Source organism: Aureimonas ureilytica (assembly GCF_001475935.1).
Taxonomy (GTDB): domain Bacteria; phylum Pseudomonadota; class Alphaproteobacteria; order Rhizobiales; family Rhizobiaceae; genus Aureimonas; species Aureimonas ureilytica_A.
In genome coordinates this window covers 23,930-50,655 of the sequence record NZ_LDQA01000035.1, presented here as the reverse complement: position 1 = coordinate 50,655, position 26,726 = coordinate 23,930, and the positions used below count along the sequence as shown (strand labels likewise).

Here is a 26,726-nt window from a genome sequence, read left to right as displayed (position 1 = left end):
TGGCCGCCGCGCGCGCGGCGATGCGCCGGGGCTCGACCAGAAGGATGCGGCCCTCGGGCAGGTCGTTCAGGAGATGCAGCGGCACCAGCGTCGTCTTGCCCGCGCCGGGCGGGGCGACGAGCACGGCCGAGCCATGGGCGGCGAGCGCGCGAGAGACATCGGGCAGGACGGCGGAAACGGGAAGCGTGGGCAGCGCGATCATGCCGGGCGTTTTGGCGGGCGGCGGCGCGCAAGTCCAGCGACGCGCGGGCCTTCGCGCCGTTTGTGCGACGAAAGCGTTCCGCCTGTCCGCGATCTTGCCAGACCCGTCGGAAATGGCCATGCGGGGCGCATGAGTGAGCACCCCGATCGCGCCGCCCCATCCCCGCGCCCCTATATCCGCCAAGACCGCGACGCCTGTCTCGCCCTGTTCGACGGCAACGTGCCGCGCTTCTTCGCCCTGTCCGAGCGCGCCGACTTCGCGCGCTTTCTGGATCGGCCGTCTTCCGATGGCACCTATCTCGTTCTGGAGCGCGAAGGCCGCGTCGTCGCCTGCGGCGGATTCGGCGTCTCGGCCGATGGCGCAACGGGCGAACTGTGTTGGGGCATGGTGGATCGCACCTACCACGGCCAAGGGCTCGGGCGCGCGCTGACCGAGGCGCGTCTGCGCGTGGCTGCGACGAAGCCCGGTCTTCGCCGCATCAGGCTCGACACGAGCCAGCACACGCAAGGCTTCTATGCCCGCTTCGGCTTCCGAACCCTGTCCGTGACCCCGGACGGCTACGGGCCGGGGCTGGATCGCTGGGACATGATCCTCGAGTTCTGATCAGATCACGCTCGCACCCACATTCACCGCCAGCGCCAGGATCGTCGTGTTGAACAGGAAGGCGAGGATCGTGTGGGCCAGCACGAGCTGGCGCATTCCGCGCGAGGTGACGGCGACGTCCGAGGTCTGGGCCGCTGCGCCCATGGTGAAGCTGAAATAGAGAAAATCGAGATAGTCCGGCATCGTGTCGCCACCCGGAAAGGCGAGGCCGCCCTCGGCCTTCGGGTCGCCGTAGAATTCCCCGGCATAGTGCAGCGCCATGACGACCTGCGTGATCACCCAGGACAGGAGCACGGTGACGCCCGCAAGCGCCAGGCGGCCGGGGCTATGGGTCGCGTTGTTGCCGAGGCCGTGCAGCTCGGCCGCAATGGCCCCGAAGCTTGCGAAGATGCAGAGGCTGGTGACGATCAGAACGGCGAGCCGCCCTTCGTCCTGCCGCCGGGCGCGGGCGCGCAGGAGGCCGAGATCGGCGCGCATCATCATGCGCCCGACCGAGAGGAGATAGGAGAGCACCCCAACATCCCAGGCGATCAAAGCGCGGGTCGAGCCGCGCATGGAATGGGGCAGGAGGGCGAAACTCGCGGCCATCAAAGCGATCGACACGAGAAGGCGCGGCCGGTTCTTCAGAACCAGCCCGAAGCGGCGCCAGTTGCGGGCGCGCCGGGTCGGCGAAAGCGGTGTCTGGCTCAAGGCTTCGACCTCCGCGCCCATTCCTCGGCCAATTTGTCCCCCCAGCCGGGATGCGGCTCGGCGATGGTGAAACCCAGCGCTCGCGCCGACGGGATGGCGGGGTCCCGCGCTTCCGCGCGCATCCGATCCGCCAGCGGGGCGGGGAGGGTCTTGGCGGCCAGCACGCTCGGGTCCGCCCAGCCGGCGAGATCGGCCTTGCGAAGCTGGGCCTCGGGCGACAGGAAGAAGTTGGCCGCGACCAGTGCCCCGGCGGGCTGGGCGGCGGCTTGCGGAATGGCGAGGAAATGCGTGCCGCCGATCATGCCGCCGTCGAACAGGAAGGGGCGGGCGGTGGTCGGCAGATGGCCCTGGCGGATCGCGCTGGCTGCGCCCATCGGGTTCAAGCCGGCCACGATGTCCACCTCGCCCTTGGCCAGAAGGTCGAGCGCTTCGCCGTCGCTCCAGGGAAAGGAGCGGCCCTCGTGCCAGCTGGCCGCGCGCAGCCGATCCAGAGCGCGCCAGAGCGGCGCGCTGACGCTCGAAAAGTCGCTCTCCTCCACCGGGCGCAGGAGAACGGAGGGCTCGTCCGCCAGATCGAACAGCATCTGTTCCAGAAAGCGCCGCTCCGTCAGGCTGCCGGGCGCGGGTAGGGCGACCCGGCCCTTGTGCGCTTCGGCATAGGCGACCAGCGCCTCGGCCGAGCGGGGCAAGCCCTCCACCGGGCCGGTGCGCGCGGTGTCGGTGAAGAAGGTCAGCTTTTGCAGGCCCCAAGGCGCGAGACGAAAATCGCTCGGCTCGCCCGCATCCGACAGGACGCTCGGTTGCTGTTCGAGATCGACGAAGCGCCAGTTGGGCAAACGGTCCGCAAAGGGAGCGGAGAGAAGGCCGGCCTTCATCATCGCGGGAAAGCCGTCGCCCTCGATCCAGACGAGATCGGGCACGGTTCCGCCCTTCGTCGAAGCGAGCGCCGACGCGGCACTCGCCTCGGCGGAAACCTCCAGCGTCACGCCGTAAAGATGGCTGAGTTCCCCCGACGCCCATTGGAGATAGGCGAGCGCGGCGGGTGGCGCATTGGGCACGGCGATCCGCACGCTGGTCCCCCGCGCCGCGCTCTCGACCCCGCTCCAGTTGGCAAGGTCGGGCAGCGGCGCGGCGCCGGCCGGCGCAGCCAAAAGGGCGAGCACGCTGACGAGAGCGACGCGGGCGGAGCGGCCCAGGCCCCAGCGCGATCCCCTCGAGCGGGCGGCGCGCCCGCTCGCTTCGACCCCACATTCCCCTTGCGCCTCGCGCTCCAAGCCTCGTGTCATGTGGCGGCGACCTTTCCTTGCAACGCGCACGCGGCCTCGTCCCGGTGCGGCGGGGCGGGAGGCCGGGGCGAGGCGGAAGGAAGTCTTTTCCCTTCCGCGCACCCTTGCGCTAAAGGAGGGGCAGGTCCGCGTGAAATCAACCGGCCGAACGCCCGCGCGAGGCGCGTGGGCGCTCTTCTTATCCATGAGGTTCCGCCGTGTCCGAAGCCCAGCCGCGCGATTCCCGCAAGACGATCGTCCTCACCGGCGCTTCGCGCGGCATCGGCCATGCCACGGTCAAGCGCTTCTCGCGCGAGGGCTGGCGCGTCATCACCTGCTCGCGGCAGGATTTCGCGGTGGATTGCCCCTGGCCGGCGGGCGCGGAGGACCACATCAAGGTCGATCTCGCCAACCCCGAGGATGTCGGCTTCGCAGTTTCGGAAATCCGCCAGCGGCTCCAGAAAAATGGCGGCCAGCTGAACGCGCTGGTCAACAATGCCGCGATTTCGCCCAAAGCCGAGAAGGGCGCGCGCATGGACTCGATCCGCACGCCGATGAATGTCTGGCGCGACGTGTTCCAGGTGAACTTCTTCGCGCCCATCATGCTGGCGCGTGGGCTCCACGCGGAACTCGCCGCCGCCAAGGGCTCGATCGTCAACGTAACCTCGATCGTCGGCAGCCGGGTGCATCCCTTCGCCGGCACGGCCTATGCCACGTCCAAGGCCGCGCTCGCCTCGCTGACACGCGAGATGGCCGCCGATTTCGGGCCGGACGGGGTGCGCGTCAACGCCATCGCGCCGGGCGAGATCGACACGGCGATCCTCTCGCCGGGCACCGAGAAGATCGTGGAGCAGATCCCGATGCGCCGGCTCGGCAAGACCGCCGAAGTCGCCGACATCATCTATTTCCTCTGCTCGGAACAGGCGTCCTATGTGAACGGTGCGGAAATCCACATCAATGGCGGTCAGCACGTCTGATCGACAGCAGCCGGGACGAGCGAGCGCCCCGGCTTGCGCGTCCGGTCAGCGCCGGCCCGAGCCGCCCTTCGGCCCGGTGCGCGCGTCGAGCGCGGCCAGAAGCAGGCTGATGCCGGAGATCAACAGCGAGATGCCGAGAAAGCTGCCGACGGCCCAGACCGCCGTGCCCGGCAGGCCGATCACGAGGAACAGCGCCAGCGCCACATTGACCAGCGCCGACACGACCAGAAGCACGAAGCGCCCGGTCGACTGGCGAAAGGCGAGGGCCAGCGGAAAGGTCGCGAGCCCGACCAGCAGGAAATAGACGGCAAGCGCCGTGGTCAGCGTCACCGCTCCGGCGAACGGGTCGAACAGGATGATCGCGCCGAGCAGCAGCGTCAGCAGCGTGAAGGCGAGATTGCTCCAGAACCCTTCCGCTCCGCGCATTCGGAAACAGGCGATCAGCCCGGCGAAGGCCAGGAGGATCAGGAGCCAGCCGAAGAAGAGCGTGGAGACGATGGTGGCGACGAAGGGCAGAAGCAGCGCCGCGATGCCGGCCAGCGCCATCAGCAACCCCTGAAGGCTGAAGGCGCGCCAATGGGCGTGGAGATAGCGCCGCATGTCCCGTCGTACCGTCGCTGGGTCCATGGGCGGATCGGGATCGAAACTCACATGCAACTCCTCTGGCCGATAGGCCATTTGGCCGGCAGGGCGCCTTCGCTGGGGAACATGCCCAAAGATCGCGGGAAAGCAAGTTCGGCCCATGCAGCCTGCGCGCTCATCGCGAGTTGGACGGCGCGCTCTGGCGGATCGCTCTGGATTCCCAATGGCCGCCGGGCGTCAATCGCGTTCCCTGGCAGGGGTTCGAAGGCCGGGAAAACCTCGAGGGGAGCCGGCGTAACGAAACGGGGCGGTTCAAACCAGCCGTCGTGTCGGCCTCCGGTCTATCCCGCAGGCTTTCAGGCTTGACGCCCCAGCGCGCCCACATGATCCAGCGCGCTGTCCAGAAAGTCGCCGAGCCGCTCGGCATCGCCGGGCCGCGTCAGCTGGCCGCTAGCGTCGATGGCCGTGCCCGCCTCGCCCAAGCGAAACTCGCGCGTCATCACCTCCGCGCCGAGATAGGCCAGAACGGTTCGCAATTGTCCAAGGGTTTCGCGGCCGCCCGTCGCGTCCGGTGCGGCGGCGGCCAGCGCCACCACCAGTCGGCGGAACGGATCGAGCGGGCGGTTTTCGCGCGCCGCCGCATGGGCGATCCAGTCGATCGCGTTCTTCAAAAGGGCCGGCATTCCGCCATGGTGCTCGCCGCTGACGATCAGGACCCCGTCCTGCAGGGCGATGCGCTGCGCCAGCAGCCAGGCATTCTGCGGCAAGGCCTCGTCCTTCCCGCCCTCGAAGAGCGGAAGCGGATAATCGGCGAGGCTCGCTGCCGTCAGCAGCGTGTTCGAAGCCGCCAGAAGCCGTGTCGCCTCGGCCGCGAGGCGCGATTCGGGCGCATCGGGCCGAGGCGAGCCGGAAAGAACGAGAAGGCGTGGGATCAATGCACCGCGCCCGCCGCCGCGAAGGGCGCGGCCTGCGAATAGATCCAGACGCGCGCCGGGGGGATGTTGTCCCACACGATCGGCGTCGAGGACACGTCGAAGACGCCGGCCACCGATTTGACCGGCGGCTTCCAGAGATAGGACAGTTGGGTCAGGTTGCCGCCCGGCATGAGACGGCGGAAATAGCGCGAGAACAGCGCCTGACGCTCCGCCTGCTCCATGTGGACGATCGGGATGGCGAAAAGGATGGCGGCGAACTTCGTCTCGCCATCGTCGCCGAGCGTGGCGTCGAGATCGAACCCGTCGCCGTGGATCACGTTCACGCGCGGAAAGCGCTCGCGCAGGGTCGAGGCGAATTCGCGGTCATATTCGATCGAGGTGATGCGCTCGGGCGCGACGCCGGCATTCAGAAGCGCGCGAGTGACGACGCCGAGACCCGGCCCGAGTTCGAGGATCGGCCCGTTCAGCTCCGTCGTCGCCGCGCCGACCATGGTCGCGCAATAGCGGGCGGATGAAGGAGCGACGGCGCCCATCTTGATCGGGTGGCGAATCCAGGTTCCGAAAAAGCGGGCGAGATCGGCGTTTCGCTCGTCCTTGTTCGTCGTCGCGGCGTCCGTGCGGCGTTCCATCGCCATTCCTCCCGGTTCGAGTCGCTTCTGCTAACCTCTCATACCGCCGGAATGAGACAAGCTTGATGACGCAAATGCGAAGGAAATGTTTTTTTAACCGATGGTGCCGGCGAGCTTGGGGCAGCCGCGCCGATAGACGAGAACGCGGGCAGGCGGAATGTTGAGCTTCACCCAGGGGCTGACCTCCACCTTCGCCTCGACGCGCTCGGGCCGAACCGGCAGCGCGGGCGAATAGGTGAACTGCACGAAAGGCGCGCCGACCGGCAAGAGATCGAGATAGGCATTGAGCGCGGCGCTGCGCTCGTCCTCCGGTCGCGCCATCAGGGGCAGGCTGGAGACGACGGCGGCCAGCGGGCGGCCGTTCAGCCAGGCATCGAGGTCCGCACCCGGTCGGTAGGCATCGCCCCGCAGGATATGCACGGCGGGGAACAGCGAGCGCAGAAGCGCGCAGAATTCCGGCGCGTATTCGAGACACAGAAGCCGGTCCGCTTCCACGCCTCGCTTCAACAGGGCGCGGGTCACGACGCCCGTTCCCGGCCCGAGTTCCAGGATCACGCCGTCTTCGCCGGGCAGGGGCACATAGGACGCCATGCGCTCGGCCAGCGCCTTGGACGAGGGCGACACGGCCCCGACCTTCAGCGGCTGGCGCAGCCATTCGCGCAGGAAACTGGCCTCGGCCAAAGGCGGCTTGCGGAGCGGGGTGGTCGACAGGCGCGGATCTCCCTCAAAGCGATCCGGCAGGACCCGTGTCGGGGCATGGCTCCCGGCGCGAGACACAGGCGCGGCCGGATCGACCCCACCTATGCCTGGATGATCCGCCCGAAGGGCGGGAAAGGGAGGGCAAGCCGACCCTTTCAGCGAAGGCTCAGTCGCTGAGGCCCTCGAAGAATTCCTTCATGCGCGAGAAAAAGCCGGTGGATTGCGGCGAATTCTCGGACGAGGAGATTTCTTCGAACTCCTGTAGCAGTTCACGCTGGCGACGCGAAAGGCTTTGCGGCGTCTCGATGGAAATCTGGATGAAGAGATCGCCCATCTGCGCCGAGCGCAGAACCGGCATGCCCTTGCCCTTGACGCGGAACTGCTTGCCGAACTGCGTGCCTTCCGGAACCTTGACCCGCGTCTTGGCCCCGTCGAGCGTCGTGACCTCGAAGGAGCCGCCGAGCGCGGCGGTGGTCATGGAAATCGGCACCTTGCAGAAGAGGTCCGCCCCGTCGCGCTGGAAGAATTCGTGCGGCTTCACCGACAAGAAGATGTAGAGATCGCCCGCCGGCCCGCCGCGCAGACCCGCTTCGCCTTCGCCAGCGAGGCGAATGCGGGTGCCGTCCTCGATGCCGGCCGGGATCGAGACCGAGAGATTCCGCTCTTCGGGCAGACGGCCTTCGCCGCCGCACTTGCCGCAGGGGTCCGCGATGATCTCGCCGCGCCCCTGGCAGGTCGGGCAGGTGCGCTCGATGGAGAAGAAGCCTTGCGCGGCGCGCACGCGGCCGATGCCGCCGCAGGTGGGGCAGGTGCGCGGCGCGGTTCCGGCCTTGGCGCCCGAACCGTTGCACACGTCGCACTGGATCGTGGTGGGCACGCTGATCTCGGCGGTCTTGCCGAGATAGGCCTCTTCCAGCGAAATTTCCATGTTGTAGCGCAGGTCCGAGCCGCGCTCGCGCCCGCCCGAATTGCCGCCCTGACGCCGGGTCTGGCCACGCCCGCCCATCATCTCGCCGAAGATGTCGTCGAAGATATCGGCCATGGAAGAGGAGAAGTCGCCGCGGAACCCACCGCCGCCGCCGCCGTTCTGGAAGGCGGCATGTCCGTAGCGATCATAGGCCGAGCGCTTCTGCGGGTCCTTCAGAACCTCGTAAGCCTCGCCGATCTCCTTGAACTTCGCCTCGGCGACGGCGTCGCCAGGGTTCTTGTCCGGATGATATTGCATGGCGAGCTTGCGGAACGCCGCCTTCAGAACCTTGTCGTCACAGGTTTTCGCGACGCCGAGCGTTTCGTAGTAATCGACCTTCACGGACACTGCTTCACCGTTCTCGCACCGAGTGGAATGCGGGATGGCCGCGCCCTGTCGCAAAGACGAGGCAAGCCGATCCCGGCGCGCGCCGCAAAGGCGCGTTCTGGCATGTAAGCGCTGTTCCGGCGCGTTACCATAGGCAAGGCTCGCGAGAAAGACGGCCGCGCGCGCCGCATGGCCGTATCGTAGCCACCTGTCATGTTTACGCCACGGCTCTCGGAATGGAAGCCGTGGCACGAAAAATCGAATAAACCCAGGCGCTGACCGCGATGTGTCAGGCGTTAGCGAGGCGCGCGGCAGGGGCGGTGCGGCGGTGCGTGCCCGCCAGAAGCGCGGCGATCCGGCCGTCCAGCGTATAGTGCCAAAGCAGCGCGACGAGGATCGAGGCCAGGATCGGCAGCACCAGATAGGCGTGGAAGCCGATCCAGCCCGTCGGCTCGATGACGCGCTTCCAAAGGATCGACAGGAACAGCGTCTCCATGACGGGATGCCAGAGATAGATGCCGAAGGAAACGCAGGTGAGCTTCATCGCTGGCGCCAGAGCGCGGGTGGAGTCGGGCCGCGCGCTTTCCGACAGGCCGATCAGGAGGATCGCGCCGAACAGAAAGAGAAGCGTGGCGTGGACGTCGATCTGCCACACCATGCAGGCGACGGCTAGTCCGAGGCTGACGAGGCCTGGCGCATGCGAGGTCACGTTCAGCGCGCGCCGGGTGACGAGAAGCGAGGCAAGGCCGCCGGCCATGAAATCGGCGAGCGCGCGGTAAGCGCCATAGGTGTCGGCTGTGGTCCAATGGCCGCTCGGGAAAAAGCCCGCGCGGCTGGCGATCTCCAGACCCACGACATAGGCCGCGAGCGTGAGCGTCAGGCCGAGCGCGCCGGCCCTGCGCACCACGAAGGGCACCAGCGGAAACAGGAGATAGCAGAAGATTTCCGCGCTGACCGACCAGGACGGGTAGTTGAAGGACAGCGCGTTCGTCGTGCCCCAGGCATGGATCGCCAGAAGATGCAGCGGCACCGCGTGGAGATCCCAACGCTCAGGCAGTTGAAGATGCACGAAGCCGGCGCGGCCGATCAGCGCCACGCCGACGAAGAAGGCGAGCGTCAGAAGATGCAAGGGGTAAAGCCGAGCGATGCGCCGACGCAGGAACGTCGCATAGGCCGGCAGCGTGTCGATGCGGTCGCCATAGCGGCTCATGATCACGAAGCCCGAGATCATGAAGAACATGTCGAGCAGCGGCAGGAGCCGGAACAGAAGATCGGTTTCCGTATAAGCGGCTTGGCCCGGCGCGAAGAACAGGAAGTGATAGGTCATCACGAGAAGCGCGGCGGCAAAACGCCAGCAATCGAAAATGCGGAAATGCATCGGCTTCGCCTCTCAGGGCCCAGTCCATCTCAGGTGCTGAAGGCCATTATAGACGGAAAGGGCTCACCCGGCAGTCAGAGTGGGAAGCTTACCTCGGGTTAACGTTAAGCCTTGCTTGGAGATATTGGTTTGACCTTCAGGTGGTGAAGGTCGGGCGGTGCCGCCTATGGGAGGCCGAGCATCCGCTCCAAACGAAAACAGCCCCGGCTCTTTCGAACCGGGGCTGCTGGTAGTGATAGAAGGAGATCAGGCCGACTTCTTGCGGCCGTCGTCCTGCACTTCCTCGAAGTCGGCATCGACCACGTCGTCATGCTCGGCCTTAGGCCCGCCCTGCGAAGCGGTCGCGTCCGCGCCGCCATCGCTCTGCGAGGCTTCGTACATGGCCTGACCGAGCTTCATCGAGACCTCGCCGAGCTTCTCGCTCTTGGCCTTGATGGCGTCGGCATCGGCGTCCGACTTGTCGAGCTCGGCGCGCAGGTCCGCAATCGCGTCCTCGATCGCCTGACGGTCGGCGGCCGAGACCTTGTCGCCATAGTCCTTGAGGGACTTCTCGGCCGAGTGGACGAGGCTTTCGCCGTGGTTCTTGGCTTCGACGGCGGTGCGGCGCTTCTTGTCGGCGTCGGCGTTGGCCTCGGCTTCCTTGACCATCTTCTCGATGTCGGCGTCGGAGAGACCGCCCGAAGCCTGGATCGTGATCCGCTGCTCCTTGTTGGTGCCCTTGTCCTTGGCCGACACGTTGACGATGCCGTTGGCGTCGATGTCGAAGGTCACTTCGATCTGCGGCACGCCGCGCGGTGCGGGCGGAATGCCCTCGAGGTTGAACCGGCCGAGCGACTTGTTGTCGGCCGCCATCTCGCGCTCGCCCTGGTAGACCTGAATGGTCACGGCGTTCTGGCCGTCCTCGGCGGTCGAGAAGACCTGGCTCTTCTTGGTCGGGATCGTCGTGTTACGGTCGATCAGGCGCGTGAACACGCCGCCCAGCGTCTCGATGCCGAGCGAAAGCGGGGTCACGTCGAGAAGGAGAACGTCCTTCACGTCGCCCTGCAGAACGCCGGCCTGGATCGCCGCGCCCATGGCGACGACTTCGTCCGGGTTGACGCCCTTGTGCGGCTCCTTGCCGAAGAAGCCCTTCACGACTTCCTGGACCTTGGGCATACGCGTCATGCCGCCGACGAGAACGACCTCGTCGATGTCATTCGGCGTCAGGCCCGCATCCTTGAGAGCGGCCTTCATCGGGCCGACCGTGCGCTGCACGAGATCGTCCACCAGCGCTTCGAACTTCGAGCGCGTCAGCTTCAGCGTCAGGTGCTTCGGGCCGGTCGCGTCCGCCGTGATGAAGGGCAGGTTGATCTCGGTCTGCGAAGCGGACGAGAGTTCGATCTTGGCCTTTTCGGCCGCTTCCTTCAGGCGCTGAAGAGCGAGCTTGTCGTTCTTCAGGTCGATGCCCTGATCCTTCTTGAACTCGCCGGCGAGGTAATCGACGAGGCGCATGTCGAAGTCTTCGCCGCCGAGGAACGTGTCGCCGTTGGTCGACTTCACCTCGAACACGCCATCACCGATTTCGAGCACGGACACGTCGAACGTGCCGCCGCCCAGATCGTAGACCGCGATGGTCTTGCCGTCGTTCTTCTCGAGACCGTAGGCGAGCGCGGCCGCCGTCGGCTCGTTGATGATGCGCAGGACGTCGAGGCCGGCGATGCGGCCGGCGTCCTTGGTCGCCTGACGCTGCGCGTCGTTGAAGTAGGCGGGAACCGTGATAACGGCCTTCTCGACCTTCTCGCCGAGATAGGCTTCCGCGGTTTCCTTCATCTTCTGAAGGATCATGGCCGAGACCTGGCTCGGCGAATATTTCTCGCCATGCGCTTCGACCCAGGCGTCGCCGTTGGAAGCGTTGACGATCTTGTAGGGCACGAGGCCCTTGTCCTTGGCAACGGTCGGGTCGTCGTAGCGACGGCCGATCAGGCGCTTGACCGCGAACAGCGTGTTCTCGGGGTTGGTCACCGCCTGGCGCTTGGCCGGCTGGCCGACCAGACGCTCGCCGTCGGTCGAGAAGGCGACGATGGAGGGTGTCGTACGCGCGCCTTCGGCGTTCTCGATCACCTTCGCCGTCTTGCCGTCCATGACGGAGACGCAGGAATTGGTCGTGCCAAGGTCGATACCGATCACCTTCGCCATATTCTTTTCTCCTTGTTGAGCGTGCAGCCCGGACCCCCGTTCGAGGCATTCCGAAAGGCGGCACCTAGCGGATTCGTCGTGTCGCCGAGGGGCGGGGATGATCCCTCCCGGCGAGGCTGGAGGCTATATATGAATGGGGCTTGAGGGGCGCAAGACACCGTTTCGATCGGCGCGCCACAGCTTGCGATTTTCCCGCTCCATACCCGCCTAACCATGGACGCCCAAAGGAAAACCCCCTTTTGCGCGAGCCTTGCGCAGGAACTTCGCCCCGAATTGTTCGCTTGGCTTGCGAACGGTCTTCGCCGCATCCGACGACGCGGAGGAGACGCCCACACAACAAGAAGGCGGAGCCATGCACAGTATCATCTATCTGATCGGCCTCATCGTGGTCGTTCTGGCGATCCTGTCGTTTCTCGGGCTGCGCTGAGGAGGTCCGGGATGTCATCCACGCACAATCCAACCGGCGCTGAGCGCTGGAGCGACGATCGCCAGACCCTGTCGCAGGCCGCCGAACGCGAAGGGCAGTCGGCCCGCAACGAGGCCTCGCAGGCCTCGGCCAGTCTGCGCGACGAGGCATCGAGCCTCATGTCCGAAGCGCGGTCCAAAGCCTATGGAACGGCCGAAAGCGGGAAAGCTGCCGCCGCCAGCAGTCTGGAGGATTTCTCCGCCGCCATTCGCAAGGCGTCCGACGAACTCGGAGAGCGCGACCAGTCCATGGCAGCCAACCTCGTGCGGCAAGTCGCGGGCGGGCTGGAGCAGGCCTCCGGCGCGCTCAAGGGGCGTGATCTCCAGGACGTGACGCGCTCGGTCGCGGATTTCGCCCGTCGCCAGCCCGCCGCCTTTCTGATCGGCGCGACGCTGGCCGGCGTGGCGCTGGGCCGCTTCGCCCGCGCCTCGGGCGATCATGCCGACGCGGACAGGGTGAGGAGCGCTCTTCCCACAGCTGAGAGCGAGCATTCCCATACGGGCTCCGGCGAAAGCGCCGCGCGCTACGCCTCGCACGGCGCGTCGAGCGGTCATGACACGACCGCCACCAGGACCAGCGGCAGCGCCGGCCATGTTCCCGGTGCCAGCGCCGTCACGCGGCCGCCCGCTGGTGCGATGGGCGCTTCGACGCCGGGGAGCCTTGCGTCCGGCATGCCCACCAGCGAAGCCATCGCATCGTCCGGCTCGTCCACGCTCGCCGCCGATCCGCTCGGCCCCGGCGCGCCGGATGCCGATCTTCTGTCGGGCGGCGCGAAATCCGGCTCGTCCGGCCGCACCGAGTCCCGCGCCGATCTCGGCGCGCCCGGCACATCGGGCTCCACCAACACGCAGAGCCTGACGGGCTCCTCCTCCAGCCTTCAGGGAGACAAGCGATGAGCGTCGAGCCGCGTGAAACCCGCAGCGTTCCCGATCTTCTGGCCGATGTCCTGCGCGAGGCGACGGAGCTATTTCGCACCGAGGGCCGCCTGATCCGGGCGGAACTCTCCGACAAGCTGAGCCAGATGCAACTGGCCGGCGGCTCGCTGGTGGCGGGCGCGATCTGCCTTCTCGTGTCGCTGATCATCCTCGCCGGCGCGCTGGTCACGGCGATGGCGAAATACATGGACCCCGCCTGGGCCGCGCTTCTGGTCGGCGTAATCCTCGCCGTCATCGGAGTCGTGCTTCTGGCCGCCGGCAAGAAAAGCCTCGAAGCCGTCAATCTCGCGCCCGAGCGTACGCTCGGCCAGCTTCAGAAGGACGGCCAACTCGCCAAGGAGCAGACCCGATGAGCCTCGAGACAGACCGCCTGGCCCGCGAGGCCGAAGATCGCCGCTCCAGCCTGGACGCCACGCTCGACAGCCTCAAGGGCAAGCTGTCTCCCGGCCAGATGGTGGACGAGTTCATGACCTATGCCCGCGAGGGGCAGGGCGCGGAGATGCTGCACAATCTGAACCGGCAAGTTCGCGACAATCCGCTGGCCCTCGGCCTGATCGGGGCCGGCGCGGCGTGGCTGCTTCTGGGTCAAGGCGCACGGTCGAGCCGCCACGGCCATGACACCGGCCGGTCGCCGGATCGCTATCCGTCTTCGCTCGGCGAGGGCACCGGCACGAACGGCGTCGTCACTCGAACCGGATCGCAGTCGGACGCTTCGCCGGGGGTGGCCGACCGGGCACGCTCGGCGGGCGGCGCGGTGGCGGACAGCACGCGCTCGGCCGCCTCGGGGCTGGCCGATCGCGTGTCCGGCGCGGCGGGTGCCGTGTCGAGCGGCGCATCGGCCGCCTCCGACAGCGCGACGCGGCTCACCCACGATGCGCGCGACGCCCTCGCCCATGCGGGTTCCTCGACCTATCGCAGCGCCTCGCATCTGGGCGATCAGGCCTCGTCCTACGGCCGCTACGCCCAGCGCTCGCTGCTCGACACCTTGCAGAAGGAACCGCTGATCCTTGGCGCGGTGGCGCTGGCGGTGGGGGCGGCCATCGGCGCGGCTCTGCCTTCCACCCGTGTCGAGGACGAGTTGATGGGCGAGGCACGCGATCGCCTGCGCGACGATGCGCTGGAGCGTGGGCGTGACATGGCCGGAGCGGTCGAGACCGCCGCCACCAAAGCCTACGAGGCGGGCAGCGCCGAGGCCGAGAACAAGGGGCTGAAGCCCTCCGACGGGTCGGGCGAGACGATCGCCGAAAAGGTCTCCTCCGTCGCCAAGGCTGCGGCCGGTGCGGCCAAGGAGGAGTTGCGCTCCGACGATACCTCCTCCTCGAAGGAGCGGCCGGCGATCTGACGCGCGGCAGGCTCCAGAAATGCAGAAAAGGCCGTGGGACTGCCCCACGGCCTTTTTCGTTGTGTCGCCTTCGCCCGGTTCGCGATCAGTTGTTGAAGAAGTCTCGGAACAGGGAACGGTCGCTTGCCCGACCGCCGGGCGCGGGGCCTTCCAGCACCGCGTCGGGCGGCAGATCTTCCGGGCGCACCACGCGGGCCGGCCCTTCGAGAACCGCATCCGGCGGCAGGTCGCCGCGCCGCACCGAGCGCGCCGGCGCGATGGGGGCGGGCGGACGCATACGTGCGGGCTCTCCATATTCGGGCGGCGGGCCGCCATACTGATCGTCGCCATAGGGATCGGCATACGGGTCGCCATAGGGATCGCGGCCAGCGGGCCGAGCGCCGTAGGCGTCGCGGGTCGGCAGATCCTGTTCCGGCCGGCTGGCATAGCCCCGGTCCTCGCCGCCGAGACCCTGGCCCTGATCGTGGCGCGGCTGCTGGCGGGGCGTTTCGCGATAGTTGGGCGTTTCACGGTAGTTCGGGGTTTCGCGGTAGCGCGGCATGTCGCGCACGGCCGGCGTCGGCTCGCGCGCCGCCACGGGCGCGTCCTGGTAGGTGCCCTCGGGGGAGGGCGCCTGCGCCGGGTCCTCGGCGGGCGGTGCGATGGCGGTGGGCTCGCCCGGCACGGTCTGGCCGTAAGGGTCGGTGCCGCCGGCCGGCAGTTCGGTGTTCTCGTAGACCGGATTGCCGCCCGCGTCATAGCCGATGATCGCGCCGTTCGGCTGCGCGCTCGCCACCGGAATATTGGCGGGGTCGCCGATCCGGTAATGGCCGGGCAGCGGCACGGCGGGCAGGCCTTCATGCGCGGCGACCATATAATCCTTCCAGGCGTCGGCCGGCAGCGAGCCGCCCGTCACCTGGCGCATCGGCTTGCCATTGTCGTTGCCGAGCCAGACGCCGGTGGTCAGATTCGACGTGTAGCCGATGAACCAAGCGTCCTTGAAATCCTGCGTCGTGCCGCTCTTGCCGGCGATCTGCCAGCCGGGGAAGGACGCGCGGCGGCCGGTGCCCGAGGTGACGACGCGCGTCAGCATGGCGTTCATCATGCCGACCACGTCCTGCCCGACGATCACGGGCGGCACCGCGTCGTCGCGCTCGTAGAGCACCTTGCCGGACGACGTAGTGACGCGGTTCACCAGATGGGGCGTTGCCAGATAGCCGCCATTGGCGAAGGGCGCGTAGGCGCCCGTCAGTTCCAGAAGCGAGACTTCCGACGTGCCGAGGCCGAGCGTGGCATTGTCCACCAGCGGCGACTGGATGCCCATGCGCTTGGCGGTGGCGATCACCGTCTGCGGCCCGAGATCCGCCGTCAGCTTGGCGGCGACCGTGTTCAGCGATTTGGCCACGGCATCGGCCATGCTGACCTCGCCGCGAAACTTGTTGTCGTAATTGGAGGGCGTCCAATTGCCGATGCGCACTGGCCCGTCATTGACGATGGTCTCCGGCCGGTAGCCGTGCTCCAGCGCCGTCTCGTAGACGAAGGGCTTGAAGGACGAGCCCGGCTGGCGCTTGGCGTCCACCGCGCGGTTGAACTGCGAGGTCGCATAGTCGCGCCCGCCCACGATGGCGCGGATCGCGCCCGTGCCGTCCACCGAGACGAGCGCGCCCTGCGACACGTTCTGGTTGGCGCGGTCGATCGTCTTGGCGATGGCCTGCTCGGCCTTCTTCTCCAGATTGAGGTCGATCGTGGTCTGCACCACGACATCTTCCTTGATCTCGCCGCCGACCAGAAGCGGTAGATCGCGCATCACCATATCGGCGGCGTAGTGCTGCGCGCCGGTCCAGAAGCTCTTGGGCTTGGTGGGCTTGGCGGCCTTGGCGGCGTCCGCCTCGGCCTTGGTGATCATGCCCTCGTCCACCATGGCCTGAAGCACGACCTCGGCGCGCGCGCGCGCCGCCTGCGGATCGCGCGCCGGCGACAGGCGCGAGGGCGCCTTCAGAAGGCCGGCGATGGTGGCGGACTCGATCAGCGTCAGTTCGTCGGCGTTCTTGTCGTAGTAGCGCCGCGCCGCCGCCTGGATGCCCGTCGCGCCCGAGCCGAAATAGACCCGGTTCAGGTACATCTCCAGGATCTGATCCTTGGTGAACTTGTGCTCCAGCCAGAGCGCCAGAATGGCTTCCTGCACCTTGCGCTGGAGCGTCTGGTCGGGCGTCAGGAAGATGTTCTTGGCCAGTTGCTGGGTCAGCGTCGAGCCGCCCTGCACCGTGTCGCCCGCCGCCATGTTCTGCGAAAAGGCCCGCAAAATGCCGATCGGATCGACGCCGTAATGCGAATAAAAGCGCCGGTCCTCGATCGCCATGACGGCCTGCGGCACATAGGGGCTGATCCGGTCGAGCGCGACCGCTTCGCCGCCCGTGGTGCCCCGATCGGCCAGAAGCTCGCCCGAAACCGAGACGATCTTGACGTTGGGCGGCCGGGCGGGAATGGCCCAGGCTTCCTGCGGCAGCTTGATGGCGAAATAGCCGATCACGGCCAGGCCCGCGAGCCCGCCCCAGAAGGCCAGAAGAAAGCAAAGCCGGATCGTGTGGCCGATCAGCGAACGGCGCTTTCGCGGACGGCGACCGAAAAAGCCACCCATGCCACCGCCGTCGCCGGTGCCGCCACCCTTGCCGCCGCGCCCGGAGCCACCGCCGCCGCGCCCGCCGCTGCCGAGATCACGCGAGTTGGTGTCGCGGCGCGTGGCGCGCCCGTCGATGTCGCGGGCAGCGCGTCGCCCGCCGCCTGCGCGACGCTCGTTCGAAGCCACCACGGCGCGGTCGTCGGCGGAGACGCGAATTTCGCTTTCGTCCGGTTCGACGTCGCCGCCGAAGGTCGGCTCGATCCGCTCGTTCTTGCGCCAGGCCATCCGCACCCCTTTTGTTTCGATCTCGCAGCGCGTGCAGCGCACGGCATGGCCTGTCCATGCGCGAGGTCCGCCGACCTTGCAATGGCATGAGGCGTCTGAACCCCGTCTGAACCCTTTGGAACCATGGCGCGGGGTCGAAGGCGCGCATGGCAAGGCCACCGCATGTCCAGCCTAAATGCGGCGATTTAACGGGGTCTTAAGGAAAGCTGCCGGGGTGTGAACGGCGCGCCGCCCCAAACGCAAGAGGCCCGGCTGGATCGCTCCGGCCGGGCCTGCTTGTCATGTCCGGGAGGCGTCGCTCAGAACAGGTCGAGCGAGAAGCGGTGCGACAGGCCGATACCGGCGAAGAACTGGTCTTCCGAGCCGACCTTCACGATCGGCGAATCCTTGGCGTCGCCCACCATGCGCTCATAGGCGGCATTGGCGTTGATGAACCAGTTGGGGCGGAACTCGTAGCGGGCCGAGCCGCGCACGCCGACCGTCTTGAAGCCGCCATCGGCCTCGTAGGCCGACAGGCGGCCGAAGGAGGCGAGGCTCTCGATCGGCGTGACCGAGAAATAGGTGCTCATGTAGTTGCTGTCGGCAAAGCTCGTGGTGGGGCCGAGCTTCAGCTCCCACGCCTTGGTCGGGCGCGAGATGAAATCGACGCCGGCATTGCCGACGAACCCGTCCGCCTCGCCGAAGGCATAGCGCGCTTCGCCGTAGATTTCGGCGTTGAACGTCTCGTAGATCGGGAATTCATAGCCGGCGCGCAGACCGACCTGATAGGTCTCGTCCAGCGCGCGCGTGCCGCGCAGCTCGGGATAGTCGGCCGCGTTGCGCTTGTCGATGAAGCGGAACGAGGGGGCCAGCTTGAAGCCGCCGTTCGTCTCCTCGCGCGAGCCGATCTCGAACAGGCCCGGCAGGTTCAGATATTGCAGCGAGACGATCGGGAAGCCCGAAACGATGTAGTCCTTGGCACCTTCATAGGCGGGCTGCGTGGACACGCCCGCGCCCAGCTCGATGATCAGGTCCGAATTGTTGGCGACGGCGACGGCGCTCGTATCGGGCGTGCCGTAGTCGGCCGCGGAGGCGGCCGAGGCGAGCAGGCCGAGCGTAACGGCAAGAAGGGTCGAGGCAAGACGCTGAGACACGAAAGACTTCTCCGGGTGCGGACGGATCCGCTTTGTCGCTATCATTAGCCCAATTCTTGCCTGGCTAACCCGTCTTTCAAGCGAATGGATCGCGTGCGGTGCATTCGGTGGTGCGGTCGTTACCTCGAAGACACAATTGCGCCTCGCTCACGTTTGCGTGTGGTTCCGCCCCGGTACTTGCGCGCCTATGACCCTGTTGATCCTCTTCGCTGGAGCGCCCCTGCCGGGAGGCTCTGGGTTCTGGGAGGAATCATGAAAGCCAGCTTCGTCGTCGCGGCCCTTGTCGCGACCTTTACCGCCGCGCCCGTCTGGGCGCAGGATTTTCCGTCCAAGCCGGTGACGCTGGTCGTGCCCTTTGCGGCGGGCGGCTCGACCGATCTCGTGGCGCGCACGGTGGCGCAGGCCATGAGCACGCATCTCGGACAGCAGGTCCTTGTGGATAACAAGGGCGGCGCCGGCGGCAATCTGGGTGCGAGCTTCGTCGCCAAGGCCGCGCCGGACGGCTACACGATCCTGATGGGCACGATCGCGACCCACGCGCTGTCGGCCTCGCTCTATGCCAAGCCGCCCTTCGACCCGGTGAAGGATTTCACGCCCGTCGCCTGGCTCGTCACGGTGCCGAACGTCCTGACCGTCAACAAGGACTATCCGGCCAAGGACGTGAAGGAGCTGATCGCGCGGCTGAAGGAAAAGCCCGGCGAAGAGCTTTACTCCTCGTCCGGCAATGGCACGCCGCTGCATCTCTCGGGCGAATTGTTCAAATCCATGGCGGGCGTGGACATGGTGCATGTGCCCTATCAGGGCTCTGGCCCGGCGCTGGTGGACGCGATCTCCGGCGCGGTGCCGATCAATTTCGACAATCTGCCCTCGTCCACCGAGCATATCCGCTCCGGCACGCTGCGCGCGCTCGCCGTCACCACCAAGACCCGCGCGCCGAACTTCCCCGATATTCCCACGATGGAGGAGGCCGGCGTTCCCGGCTACGAGACCAACACCTGGAACGCGCTCTTCGCGCCCGCCGGCACGCCTCCAAACGTCGTCGCCAAGCTCAACGAAGCGGCCAACGCGGCGCTGAAGGACGAGGCGGTGGCCAAGCGTTTGGCGGAGGTCGGCGCGACCGAAGTCGGCGGTTCGCCCGAAAAGCTCGCCGAACATGTCAAGACCGAGATCGCCCGCTGGAAGCCGGTGATCGAGGCATCGGGCGCGCGGATCGAGTAAGACCCGTTCCCGAAACGGCGGGCGGCGATTCGGGCCGCCTGCCATTTTAAGGGAACGCTCATGACGGTCACGCTGCACGGTATTCGCAATTGCGACACGGTGAAGAAGGCGCGCCTTTGGCTGGAGGCCAAGGGCGTCGATTACGCCTTTCACGACTTCAAGACGGATGGCGTGACGGAAGCTCAGCTTGAAGACTGGTGCGATCAGGTGGGCTGGGAGAAAGTCCTCAACCGCGCCGGCACGACCTTTCGCAAGCTGCCCGAGGCCGAGCGGACGGACCTGTCGCGTGACAAGGCCATCGCGCTGATGAAGGCCCAGCCTTCCATGATCAAACGCCCGGTTCTACAGCGCGGCGACACGATCACCGTCGGTTTCAAGCCCGAAGGCTACGCTCAGCTCTTCGGTTGAGAGGAGACGGGCGGGCGGATTTCGCCGCGCGCCCCTCCCGCGTCAGATCGCATGTTTGGTCGCGGCCGTTGCGGGATCGCCCGTGTTGGGCGTGCCGGCCGGCTCGATCAAGAGGAGATGGGTTTCCTCCTCCGCCACGGGGCAATGCTCGACGCCCTTGGGCACCACGAAAAGCTGGCCCGGCAGGAGCGTCACGTCGCCTTCGCGCATGCGGATGGTCAGCCGCCCCTTGAGGACGAAGAAGAAATCGTCCGTCTCGGGATGCGAATGCCAGACGAACTCGCCCTGCACCTTCACCACCATGACGTCATGGCCGTTGAAGCCGGCCACGACGCGCGGCGACCAGTGCTCGCCGAAACTGGCGAGCTTGGCGGCAAGATCGACGGGCTCCCGGTTTGCGGGCTCCCCGCTCATGCGCGCTTTTCGCCGAGCGCCGCCAGTACCCGCGCCCAGGAGCGCTGGCCCTTGGCGAAGGAACTCATCTCGTATTTCTCGTTGGGCGAATGGATGCGGTCGTCGCCAAGGCCGAAGCCGATCAGAAGCGAGGGCATTCCGAGCCGGCGCTTGAACTCGCCGACCACAGGGATCGAGCCGCCCATGCCGATCATCACGGCGGGCTTGGGCCATTCGGCCGAGAGCGCCTCGCGCGCCGTGCGCAGAACCGGCGAATCGAAGGGCAGCTGGATGGCCGGCGAGCCGCCATGCTCGTGGAACTCGGCCGTGCAGTCCGCCGGCAGGCGCTCCTGGACGAAGGCGCGGAAGCTTTCTCTGATCTTGGCGGGGTCCTGATCGAAGACGAGGCGGAAGGAGACCTTGGCATGGGCCTCAGCCGCGATCACGGTCTTGAAGCCCTTGCCGGTATAGCCGCCCTCGATGCCGTTGACCTCGGCCGTGGGGCGCGACCACGTCTGCTCCAGAACCGAGCGACCCTTTTCGCCCGAGGGCACTGACAGGCCGACCGAGCCGAGGAACTCCTTTTCGGAGAAGGGGAGCGTCGCCCAGGAGGCACGGACCTCCTCGGGCAGTTCCGGCACGCCGTCATAGAAGCCCGGCAGCGTCACGCGCCCGGCGGCGTCGTGGAGATCGGCCAGAATCTTGGCGAGCACGTGGATCGGATTGGCCGCCGCCCCGCCGAAATAGCCCGAATGCAGGTCCATGGAGGCGGCGCGGATCGTCAGCTGCTCGCCGACGAGACCGCGCAGGCCGGTCGAGATCGCGGGCGTTTCGCGGTCCCACATATTGGTGTCGCAGATCAGCGCGACGTCGGCCGAGAGTTCCTCGCGGTTGGCGTCGAGGAAGGGCAGGAGCGAAGGCGAGCCGGATTCTTCCTCGCCCTCGAGGAAGATGGTGACCGTGACCGGCAGCGAGCCCGTTTCGGCGATGAAGGCGCGGCAGGCCTCCACGAAGGTCATCAGCTGGCCCTTGTCATCCGCCGTGCCGCGCCCGGTCAGGCGCTCGGTGCCATCCGGCATGGTGACGCGCCGAGGGTCGAACGGATCGTTGTCCCAGAGCGGCAGCGGATCGACGGGCTGCACGTCGTAATGGCCGTAGAAGAGAACATGGGGCGCGCCGTCGGTTCCCTTGCGATGGGCCACCACCATCGGATGCCCCGGTGTTTCGCGCACGGAGGCGTCGAAGCCGATCGCGGCCAGATCCTTCTGGAGCCAGTCCGCCGCGCGCCGGCAGTCGCTCGCATAGGCCGGGTCGGTGGAGATCGAGGGGATGCGCAGGAGATCGAACAGGCGATCCACCGAGCGGTCGAGATTGAGATCGAGACAGGACAGAACGCTGTCGAGACCGGCCATGAGGCCCTCCGCTGATCGTGACGGCGCGTCGCGCCGCCGGGATCGAACGGGCATAGCGCCTCGGGGCGCGAGCCGCAAAGGGAAAGGCGCCGAGGGACTACCGCGCTGGCTTTCGAAGCAGGATCGCCACGTTCAGGAGGAGGTTCATGAAGAAAAGCGTGGGGGTGACCCAATGACGCCAAGCCCAATCACCCGCCATCGCATCCCAGATCGCGCCGGAGAGTGTGGCGATGAAGCAGAACCCCATAAGGGCTATGATAAGCAAGCGCGTCTGTTTAGCCGTCATGAGCCCAGCCCGAACTGCCAGCCATTCATAGCCGGATCGAAGCGCGATCGTAATTTAGGAAGGCGTCAAACAGAAGAAGAGCCGTCGCGGACTGGAGGGGGGTTGTCGCGACGGCTCCTTCTGATAGAGCGGAGTCCCGAGAGGGGGGATGGGGACATTCCGCTCTGAGTTCGGCACAAAAGCGGGGGACGAGCTTTGGGGCCGAAAGCGGCGCTGTCGTGCGCCGTTGGTGATAAAATGCGCCTTAGGCCGTTTCCGTTCAAGGCCGTATGATCACGAAAGCGTGATCTTGCAATTAAACATTTGTAATTCCTTTTGGACCCGAAGCCGTCCTTGCTTTCTCCTAGGGAGCTTCGGCGATGATCCCTGGCCGCAAGCCCAAAGCATGTGGGTTTGGAGGGATTCCCGACCCGGTGACGGCGGACACCCGAGTGGCGCGATGGACAGGCCGCGCGGCGCGCGATACCACCTGACCCATGCAAAAGGGCGATCACCTCTTCCTCGTCGATGGTTCGGCTTACATCTTCCGAGCCTATCATGCGCTGCCGCCGCTGACGCGCAAGTCCGACGGGCTGCCTGTCGGCGCCGTGTCCGGCTTCTGCAACATGCTATGGAAGCTGGTGGAGGAATCGCGCGACACCTCGGTCGGCGTCTGCCCGACCCATTTTGCCGTGATCTTCGACCATTCCTCGACCACGTTCCGCAATGCGCTCTACGATGGCTACAAGGCGCATCGGCCGCCGCCGCCCGAGGATCTGCGCCCGCAATTCTCGCTGATCCGCGAGGCCGTGCGCGCCTTCGACCTGCCCTGCATCGAAAAGGAAGGCTTCGAGGCGGACGATCTGATCGCGACCTATACGCGCCTTGCCGTCGAGGCGGGCGGGGACGTCACGATCGTCTCCTCCGATAAGGATCTGATGCAACTCGTGGGCCCGAGCGTCATCCTCTACGACCAGATGAAGGACAAGCGCCTCGGCCCCGAGGACGTGCGCGAGAAGTTTGGCGTCTACCCCGAGAAGATGATCGACCTTCAGGCGCTGGTCGGCGACACATCGGACAATGTGCCCGGCGTGCCCGGCATCGGCCCCAAGACCGCCGCCGAGCTTCTGGAAACCTTCGGCACGCTGGAAGCGCTGCTGGAGCGCGCGGGTGAAATCAAGCAGGCCAAGCGCCGCGAGAACATTCTTGCCCATGCCGATCAGGCGCGCCTGTCGAAGCAACTCGTGACGCTCGACCAGAACACGCCGCTCGACACCTCGCTGGACGATCTCTTCATCCACGAGCCGGACGGCGAAAAGCTGGTCGCCTACCTGAAGGCGATGGAGTTCACCACGCTGACGCGGCGCGTGGCGGCCAAGCTCGGCACCGATGCCAGCGAGGTCGCACCCGCCCCGGTGACGATTTCCGACGCGCCGCGCGGCCCCGATCTCGACGCCGGCGGCGACACCGCGCTGGCGGGCGGGGGCGCGGAGGGCGCGATGCCGCTGACGCCGGCCGGGCTCGCCGCCGAGCGCCTGTCGGAGGCCGCCTCCACCCCGGTCGATCGTTCGCGCTACGAGACGATCCGCGACGAGGCTCGCCTCGAAGCCTGGATCGCCCGCGCTTATGACACGGGGCTTCTGGCCTTCGACACCGAAACCACCTCGCTCGACGCCATGCGCGCCGACCTCGTGGGTCTGTCCTTTGCCGTCGCGCCGGGGGAGGCGGCCTATGTGCCGATCGGCCATATCGGGGAGGGCAGCGGCGATCTCCTGTCAGGCGGCGAGGCGGCGGATAGCGTCGGCTTGCAGCTGCCACTCGGGCGCGTGCTCGATCTCCTGAAGCCGGTTCTCACCGACCCGTCGATCCTGAAGATCGGCCAGAACACCAAATACGATTATCTCGTCATGCTGCGCCATGGCATCGACATCGCCCCGATGGACGATACGATGCTGATTTCCTACGTGCTCGACGCCTCGTCCTCGCTCGAAGGGCACGGCATGGACGAATTGTCCGAGCGCTTCCTCGGGCATAAGCCGATCTCCTACAAGGACCTCTGCGGCACCGGAAAAGGCGCGAAACCGATCGCCGCCTGCCCGATCGACAAGGTGACGGAATACGCCGCCGAGGACGCCGACGTGACGCTGCGCCTGTGGCGCGTGCTCAAGCCGCGCCTGGTGGCCGAAGGGATGAGCTCGGTCTACGAGCGGCTGGAGCGCCCGCTGGTGCCGGTGCTGGCGCGCATGGAAGAGCGCGGCATCCGCGCCGACCGGCAGATCCTGTCGCGCCTGTCGGGTCGCTTCGCGCAGAAGGCGGCGGGGTTGGAGGCCGACATTCACATTCTGGCCGGCGAGCCCTTCAATGTCGGCAGCCCCAAGCAACTGGGCGAGGTGCTCTTCGGCAAGCTCGGCCTGCCCGGCGGCAAGAAAACCAAGACCGGCCAGTGGGCGACCGACGCGCGCCTTCTGGAAGACCTCGCCGCTCAAGGGCACGAACTGCCCCGCCGCATCGTGGACTGGCGCCAGATCACCAAGCTGAAGGGCACCTATACGGACGCGCTGCCGACCTACATGGACGAGGCGGACCGCATCCACACGTCCTATTCCATGGCCTCCACCACGACGGGACGTCTGTCCTCGTCGGAGCCGAACCTTCAGAACATTCCGGTCCGCACGCAGGAAGGGCGCGAAATTCGCACCGCCTTCGTCGCGCCCGATGGCCACAAGCTACTCTCGGCCGACTACAGCCAAATCGAGCTTCGCCTGCTCGCCCATATGGCCGACATTCCGCAGCTGACGGAGGCCTTCCGGCAGGGGCAGGACATTCACGCGACCACCGCGTCCGAGATGTTCGGCGTGCCGGTGGAGGGCATGCCCTCCGAGGTGCGCCGGCGGGCCAAGGCCATCAATTTCGGCATCGTCTACGGCATCTCGGCCTTCGGCCTCGCGGCCCAGCTTTCGATCCCGCAGGGCGAGGCAGCCTCCTATATCAAGCGCTATTTCGAGCGCTTCCCCGGCATCCGCGATTACATGGACCGCGTGAAGGCCTTCGCGAAGGAGGCCGGCTATGTCGAGACGCTGTTCGGCCGGCGCGCGCATTATCCCGACATCCGCTCTTCCAACCCGCAGGTGCGCGCGGCCGTCGAGCGCGCGGCCATCAACGCGCCGATCCAGGGCTCGGCGGCGGACATCATCCGACGCGCCATGGTGCGCATGGAGGACGCGCTGAAGGCCGAACGTCTCCAAGCGCGGATGCTCCTGCAGGTGCATGACGAACTCGTCTTCGAAGTGCCGGACGAGGAAGTGGAAGCGACGATCCCGGTCGTGCGCCGTGTCATGGAAAAGGCGGCCGAGCCGGTCGTGGACCTCGCCGTGCCGCTCGTGGTCGATGCCAGGGCCGCGGCGAATTGGGACGAGGCGCACTGACGAGCGGGTAAAGCTTTCGTTTCCATCGCCCGCGACATATCACCACAAGATTTTTAAAAGCCCAATCATTTGAACGGGATGGGTTTTGGAGCGCACAAAGGGAGAACCAGCTCGGGCTTGAAGTCGTTAGGGGTCGCGATATTCCCTTTCAACGCGCCGCCTTTCGCGGTGCTCAAGGACACGGCATGGATCGACCAGAAACCGACAACAGCACCGCGGGCATGCCCGACGGGATGACGACGGCCGCTCTGGCGAAGCTTCCGCTGGCGCTTGTTCTCACCAATCCGCATCTGCCCGACAACCCGATCGTCTATGCCAACCAGGCCTTCGCGCGCATCTCGCGCTACACGGTGGAGGCCGTTGTCGGGCGTAATTGCCGCTTTTTGCAAGGGCCGGACACCGACCCCAACGCCGCCGGGCTGATCGGCGCGGCTTTGCGCGAAGAGCGCGACATCACGATCGATATTCTGAACTACCGGGCCGACGGCACGACCTTCCTGAACCGGCTGATGATCACGCCGCTCTACGATGCGGGCGGCCAGCTTCAGTGCTTCCTCGGTGTGCAGCGCGACCTGTCTGGTGGCGTGAACGCGCAGGAGGACGGCCATGTCGAAACCGGCCTCGTGAAGGGCGATGCCGCGCTCGGCGAGATCCAGCACCGGGTCAAGAACCATCTGGCGATGATTATCGGCATGATCCGGATGCAGTCGCGCGCCCATACGAGCACCGAGGCCTTCGACACGCTGGCGCGGCGCATCGAAAGCCTCCAGCTTCTCTATCAGGAGATGACGGAGTCGGGCGTCGGCTCGACGCGCTCGCAGCGCATTCCGCTCGGCGCCTATATCAGCCGTATCGCCTCCACGATCGGCTATCTCGACGGGCGGCGCTCGGTGCGCGTCAATGTCGATTGCGATGCGATCGACATCAGCGTGGAGCGTGCGGCCCGAGTTGGCCTGCTCTTCTCCGAGCTTCTGACCAACGCCTTGAAACACGCCTTCAAGGGACGGGACGAGGGGCTAGTCGAGGCGCGGCTGAAGATGCTCTCCTCGGGCGTCATCCGCCTCACCGTGACCGACGATGGTATCGGCTTGCCGCGCGAGGCGCGCTGGCCCTATGGCGAGGCCGACAAGGCGCGCACCAGCCAGCGGGTGGACGAGGCTGTGGCACTCTCGGCCGACGGAGACATGGCGCGCGAGGTCGCCACGAGTCTGGCCGAGGCGACGGGCGGTAGCGTTCGACCGAAGGCCAGCGACGGTGAAGGGCAGAAGGAAAACGGCGGACCGCGCGGCGGTCTCGGCGGGCGAATCGTGGTATCGCTGGTGCGCGGGCTCGACGCCCGAATCGATGTCAGTTCCCACACGAGCGGCACCACCGTCACCGTCGATATTCCACGGGAGTCCCCATCCTGAGCCATGA

23 protein-coding genes and 1 pseudogene are annotated in these 26,726 nt (G+C 66.8%); 10 read left to right on the top strand and 14 right to left on the bottom strand.

Annotated features, from left to right (window positions below):
- Positions 1-202, bottom strand: a pseudogene (locus tag NS365_RS23660) (ATP-dependent helicase HrpB); the annotation flags it as partial.
- 129 nt (positions 203-331) lie between these two features.
- On the opposite strand from NS365_RS23660, the gene NS365_RS15095 reads away from it, so the two are divergent.
- Positions 332-805 carry a GNAT family N-acetyltransferase gene (locus tag NS365_RS15095; RefSeq protein WP_058601119.1) on the top strand — a complete coding sequence of 158 codons (474 nt, stop codon included), beginning with the start codon at positions 332-334 and terminating at the stop codon, positions 803-805.
- Here the strand turns inward: NS365_RS15095 and NS365_RS15090 are convergent, their stop codons facing one another.
- Both NS365_RS15090 and NS365_RS15085 read right to left on the bottom strand, forming a co-directional pair.
- Entirely contained in the window at positions 806-1,495 is a 690-nt protein-coding gene (locus NS365_RS15090; protein ID WP_206612135.1) for a DUF1345 domain-containing protein, read from the bottom strand.
- Positions 1,492-2,781, bottom strand: a complete 1,290-nt coding sequence (locus NS365_RS15085) for an ABC transporter substrate-binding protein (protein WP_193753452.1) — start codon at positions 2,779-2,781, stop codon at positions 1,492-1,494. The genes NS365_RS15090 and NS365_RS15085 overlap by 4 nt, the downstream gene beginning before the upstream one ends.
- A 197-nt stretch (positions 2,782-2,978) precedes the next feature.
- On the opposite strand from NS365_RS15085, the gene NS365_RS15080 reads away from it, so the two are divergent.
- Positions 2,979-3,737: an SDR family NAD(P)-dependent oxidoreductase gene (locus tag NS365_RS15080; RefSeq protein ID WP_058601117.1), complete on the top strand. Its 759-nt coding sequence runs from the start codon at positions 2,979-2,981 to the stop codon at positions 3,735-3,737.
- A 45-nt stretch (positions 3,738-3,782) separates the two neighbouring features.
- Here the strand turns inward: NS365_RS15080 and NS365_RS15075 are convergent, their stop codons facing one another.
- The 7 genes from NS365_RS15075 to dnaK form a co-directional block, all read right to left on the bottom strand.
- Positions 3,783-4,388: an HdeD family acid-resistance protein gene (locus tag NS365_RS15075; protein ID WP_058601127.1), complete on the bottom strand. Its 606-nt coding sequence runs from the start codon at positions 4,386-4,388 to the stop codon at positions 3,783-3,785.
- Between the two features lie 287 nt (positions 4,389-4,675).
- On the bottom strand, positions 4,676-5,254 hold the full coding sequence (locus tag NS365_RS15070; RefSeq protein ID WP_058601116.1) for an NADPH-dependent FMN reductase: 579 nt from the start codon (positions 5,252-5,254) through the stop codon (positions 4,676-4,678).
- On the bottom strand, positions 5,251-5,883 hold the full coding sequence (locus tag NS365_RS15065) for a class I SAM-dependent methyltransferase (protein WP_058601126.1): 633 nt from the start codon (positions 5,881-5,883) through the stop codon (positions 5,251-5,253). The genes NS365_RS15070 and NS365_RS15065 overlap by 4 nt, the downstream gene beginning before the upstream one ends.
- Positions 5,884-5,976: 93 nt before the next feature.
- On the bottom strand, positions 5,977-6,564 hold the full coding sequence (locus NS365_RS15060; RefSeq protein WP_244498457.1) for a class I SAM-dependent methyltransferase: 588 nt from the start codon (positions 6,562-6,564) through the stop codon (positions 5,977-5,979).
- Positions 6,565-6,748: 184 nt separating this feature from the next.
- Positions 6,749-7,891, bottom strand: a complete 1,143-nt coding sequence (gene dnaJ / locus NS365_RS15055) for a molecular chaperone DnaJ (RefSeq protein ID WP_058601124.1) — start codon at positions 7,889-7,891, stop codon at positions 6,749-6,751.
- 274 nt (positions 7,892-8,165) lie between these two features.
- Positions 8,166-9,254, bottom strand: a complete 1,089-nt coding sequence (locus NS365_RS15050) for an acyltransferase family protein (protein ID WP_058601115.1) — start codon at positions 9,252-9,254, stop codon at positions 8,166-8,168.
- Between the two features lie 246 nt (positions 9,255-9,500).
- Positions 9,501-11,429, bottom strand: a complete 1,929-nt coding sequence (dnaK, locus tag NS365_RS15045) for a molecular chaperone DnaK (RefSeq protein ID WP_058601114.1) — start codon at positions 11,427-11,429, stop codon at positions 9,501-9,503.
- A gap of 286 nt (positions 11,430-11,715) precedes the next feature.
- On the opposite strand from dnaK, the gene NS365_RS24545 reads away from it, so the two are divergent.
- The 4 genes from NS365_RS24545 to NS365_RS15030 are packed head-to-tail and all read left to right on the top strand — an operon-like array spanning position 11,716 to position 14,172.
- Positions 11,716-11,856 carry a hypothetical protein gene (locus NS365_RS24545; RefSeq protein ID WP_156418389.1) on the top strand — a complete coding sequence of 47 codons (141 nt, stop codon included), beginning with the start codon at positions 11,716-11,718 and terminating at the stop codon, positions 11,854-11,856.
- A gap of 11 nt (positions 11,857-11,867) precedes the next feature.
- Positions 11,868-12,791: a hypothetical protein gene (locus NS365_RS15040; RefSeq protein ID WP_058601113.1), complete on the top strand. Its 924-nt coding sequence runs from the start codon at positions 11,868-11,870 to the stop codon at positions 12,789-12,791.
- Positions 12,788-13,183: a phage holin family protein gene (locus NS365_RS15035; RefSeq protein ID WP_058601112.1), complete on the top strand. Its 396-nt coding sequence runs from the start codon at positions 12,788-12,790 to the stop codon at positions 13,181-13,183. The genes NS365_RS15040 and NS365_RS15035 overlap by 4 nt, the downstream gene beginning before the upstream one ends.
- A complete protein-coding gene (locus NS365_RS15030; protein ID WP_058601111.1) occupies positions 13,180-14,172 on the top strand; it encodes a DUF3618 domain-containing protein in 993 nt (330 codons plus the stop codon). Before NS365_RS15035 ends, NS365_RS15030 begins: the two co-directional genes overlap by 4 nt.
- Before the next feature lie 85 nt (positions 14,173-14,257).
- On the opposite strand, the gene NS365_RS15025 is transcribed toward NS365_RS15030, so the two are convergent.
- Together NS365_RS15025 and NS365_RS15020 are read right to left on the bottom strand one after the other, a co-directional pair.
- Positions 14,258-17,056, bottom strand: coding sequence for a transglycosylase domain-containing protein (locus NS365_RS15025; protein WP_058601110.1), 2,799 nt, complete (start codon positions 17,054-17,056; stop codon positions 14,258-14,260).
- Positions 17,057-17,355: 299 nt separating this feature from the next.
- The gene (locus NS365_RS15020) at positions 17,356-18,189 is read right to left on the bottom strand and encodes a MipA/OmpV family protein (protein WP_058601109.1); all 834 of its coding nucleotides are present in this window, start codon (positions 18,187-18,189) and stop codon (positions 17,356-17,358) included.
- 252 nt (positions 18,190-18,441) lie between these two features.
- On the opposite strand from NS365_RS15020, the gene NS365_RS15015 reads away from it, so the two are divergent.
- Entirely contained in the window at positions 18,442-19,407 is a 966-nt protein-coding gene (locus NS365_RS15015; RefSeq protein ID WP_058601108.1) for a Bug family tripartite tricarboxylate transporter substrate binding protein, read from the top strand.
- 60 nt (positions 19,408-19,467) lie between these two features.
- Positions 19,468-19,815, top strand: coding sequence for an ArsC family reductase (locus NS365_RS15010; RefSeq protein ID WP_058601107.1), 348 nt, complete (start codon positions 19,468-19,470; stop codon positions 19,813-19,815).
- A 42-nt stretch (positions 19,816-19,857) separates the two neighbouring features.
- Here the strand turns inward: NS365_RS15010 and NS365_RS15005 are convergent, their stop codons facing one another.
- Together NS365_RS15005 and NS365_RS15000 are read right to left on the bottom strand one after the other, a co-directional pair.
- On the bottom strand, positions 19,858-20,229 hold the full coding sequence (locus tag NS365_RS15005; protein WP_058601106.1) for a cupin domain-containing protein: 372 nt from the start codon (positions 20,227-20,229) through the stop codon (positions 19,858-19,860).
- On the bottom strand, positions 20,226-21,620 hold the full coding sequence (locus NS365_RS15000; RefSeq protein ID WP_058601105.1) for a dipeptidase: 1,395 nt from the start codon (positions 21,618-21,620) through the stop codon (positions 20,226-20,228). The genes NS365_RS15005 and NS365_RS15000 overlap by 4 nt, the downstream gene beginning before the upstream one ends.
- A gap of 762 nt (positions 21,621-22,382) precedes the next feature.
- On the opposite strand from NS365_RS15000, the gene polA reads away from it, so the two are divergent.
- Together polA and NS365_RS14985 are read left to right on the top strand one after the other, a co-directional pair.
- On the top strand, positions 22,383-25,310 hold the full coding sequence (polA, locus tag NS365_RS14990) for a DNA polymerase I (RefSeq protein WP_058601103.1): 2,928 nt from the start codon (positions 22,383-22,385) through the stop codon (positions 25,308-25,310).
- A gap of 185 nt (positions 25,311-25,495) precedes the next feature.
- Complete coding sequence (locus NS365_RS14985) at positions 25,496-26,719, top strand: PAS domain-containing protein (RefSeq protein ID WP_058601102.1); 1,224 nt, start codon at positions 25,496-25,498, stop codon at positions 26,717-26,719.
- The last annotated feature ends 7 nt before the right edge of the window (positions 26,720-26,726 follow it).

Coding starts and splice junctions, on each gene's coding strand:
- NS365_RS15095 (WP_058601119.1), top strand. CDS start 332: ATGAGTGAGCACCCCGATCGCGCCGCCCCATCCCCGCGCCCCTATATC.
- NS365_RS15085 (WP_193753452.1), bottom strand. CDS start 2,781: ATGACACGAGGCTTGGAGCGCGAGGCGCAAGGGGAATGTGGGGTCGAA.
- NS365_RS15065 (WP_058601126.1), bottom strand. CDS start 5,883: ATGGAACGCCGCACGGACGCCGCGACGACGAACAAGGACGAGCGAAAC.
- NS365_RS15050 (WP_058601115.1), bottom strand. CDS start 9,254: ATGCATTTCCGCATTTTCGATTGCTGGCGTTTTGCCGCCGCGCTTCTC.
- dnaK (WP_058601114.1), bottom strand. CDS start 11,429: ATGGCGAAGGTGATCGGTATCGACCTTGGCACGACCAATTCCTGCGTC.
- NS365_RS15040 (WP_058601113.1), top strand. CDS start 11,868: ATGTCATCCACGCACAATCCAACCGGCGCTGAGCGCTGGAGCGACGAT.
- NS365_RS15035 (WP_058601112.1), top strand. CDS start 12,788: ATGAGCGTCGAGCCGCGTGAAACCCGCAGCGTTCCCGATCTTCTGGCC.
- NS365_RS15030 (WP_058601111.1), top strand. CDS start 13,180: ATGAGCCTCGAGACAGACCGCCTGGCCCGCGAGGCCGAAGATCGCCGC.
- NS365_RS15025 (WP_058601110.1), bottom strand. CDS start 17,056: ATGGCCTGGCGCAAGAACGAGCGGATCGAGCCGACCTTCGGCGGCGAC.
- NS365_RS15015 (WP_058601108.1), top strand. CDS start 18,442: ATGAAAGCCAGCTTCGTCGTCGCGGCCCTTGTCGCGACCTTTACCGCC.
- NS365_RS15010 (WP_058601107.1), top strand. CDS start 19,468: ATGACGGTCACGCTGCACGGTATTCGCAATTGCGACACGGTGAAGAAG.
- NS365_RS15005 (WP_058601106.1), bottom strand. CDS start 20,229: ATGAGCGGGGAGCCCGCAAACCGGGAGCCCGTCGATCTTGCCGCCAAG.
- NS365_RS15000 (WP_058601105.1), bottom strand. CDS start 21,620: ATGGCCGGTCTCGACAGCGTTCTGTCCTGTCTCGATCTCAATCTCGAC.
- polA (WP_058601103.1), top strand. CDS start 22,383: ATGCAAAAGGGCGATCACCTCTTCCTCGTCGATGGTTCGGCTTACATC.
- NS365_RS14985 (WP_058601102.1), top strand. CDS start 25,496: ATGGATCGACCAGAAACCGACAACAGCACCGCGGGCATGCCCGACGGG.